Below are 1,709 nucleotides of genomic sequence, written 5' to 3' on the forward strand. Positions count from 1 at the left end.
ACCATATACGTAGTATATTCTCCCTCAACATAGAGTGTTCTTCTAAGAAGTCCATCCATCGCTGCCAGACCCATAAAGGCACTCATTCCCAACGCACCAATAAGGTGAGCCCAGAAGTGGAAGTTTGCTATTTTTTGACTATAGAGTTTTGTACCATTGGTAAGGATTGGAAAGAGTGTATAGATAACTGCATAGAGTGTCATCGTCAGACCAATCAAAATTGCTGTGTGTACATGGGTAAAGATAATCCACTGTGTGTTATGCAAGATTCTGTTTAGACCCATATCCGCTTGTAAAATTGCAGGTGGAATCGCAATCATAAACCCAAAGAGACCGGCAAGTAGGAACTTTAATTCATTTGACATTTTGAGTGGTTTCGCACTCCAAAGTGTTACAAGTGTAATAAATATCGCTATACCTTGCGTAATAAGCTCAAATGCTGTAACCATCTCACCAGAGATAAGTTTCATGATGTTTGGTTGACCTTGGTCAGCTAGAAGGTGGTGAGACCATACCATCCAAGATACAACAAGCTCTAGTAAAAGTGCTGCTCTAGCGATGTTTTGCATGAACAGTTTTTTACCAGTAATCATCATCGCCAATAGATACCAAGTACCGGCAACATAGATAAGTACAAGTCCATCTGCGATAAGGTCAAGACCCCACCAAAAGAAATTTTTGTAAAGAAGTGCATTAACTGAACTATAGTCCATTGCTACACCTGATAAATCACCTATGATATAAACTAAGATCAAAATACCACAAGTCAAAATAACCAAAGCATCAAGGAAAGTATCAATCGTACCACGGAAAATTGCAACAACTGGCAAAGAGACAGCAGGATCTTTTGAATATGGCTCACGACCTGTGATTTTGTACCAGATGTTCAAGAACCCATCAATCCCCAGCGCAGAGATAAGCAGTGGTTTCATCGGTCGTTTTTCATGACCCTCTTCGGTATAGAAAACCGTTGCAAAGATATTATAGATAAACCCTAAAGTTCCTATCATAATCACTGCAATACCAATAATAAAGACCAATCCACCCACCGCATCAAACTGTGAAAAATCAACAGGTAGAGGCCAGTAGAGCGTGTAGAGAGGAGCATAGTGGAAAATAGCACCACCTATCCAAGAGGCAGTAGCACCACCGGCAATCAATATCCAAGTCCAGTTACCAAGCTTTATACTGTAAAGAGGCTTCTTCATCAAATAAGGAACGAGGAAAGTAAACGCTCCAAAGACAATCAGATAGGTTGACCCAAAAATACCGATAATCGGGTGAACTGTTAAAATAGAGAAGTAGTGAGACTCTTCAAAAAGTCCAGGTACTATTCCCTGTGTTCTCATCAACTGACCCTCTAAAACAGCTAAACCATAAAAAAGGACTCCCATGATGACTGCACGAAGCGTTAACTTTTGCATTGGTGTTAAGCCATCAGTTTTGAGACCACCCTCATTTCCATTTATTAGAGTATTCATAAAACTCATCTTACTTACCTCCTATCATTGAAAGCTCATCATCTCTGTCACACCCTTGAACCACTACAGCTTCTTTAAGTGTCATGTGTCGTCCACCTTTTGGACCAGAGTATTCTGTTGAACGAATGTCATAAAGACCATTTTTAGGGAATTTCCACATTAAGTCATTTCGGCTATGTGGGTTAACCTGCATCTGAGTTACGAGTGAACCATCTTTTCTAAAGAGTC

Annotated in this window: 1 protein-coding gene and 1 pseudogene; both read right to left on the minus strand. The window is 40.1% G+C overall.

Annotated features, from left to right (window positions below):
• On the minus strand, positions 1-1,490 hold a 1,490-nt coding region (locus tag GSY74_RS06030), incomplete at its 3' end, for a cbb3-type cytochrome c oxidase subunit I (RefSeq protein WP_164664201.1).
• 1 nt (position 1,491) lies between these two features.
• Positions 1,492-1,709 (minus strand): annotated as a pseudogene (locus GSY74_RS06035) (cytochrome C oxidase subunit II); the annotation flags it as partial.

Source organism: Sulfurovum sp. bin170 (genome assembly GCF_010892395.1).
GTDB lineage: Bacteria > Campylobacterota > Campylobacteria > Campylobacterales > Sulfurovaceae > UBA1140.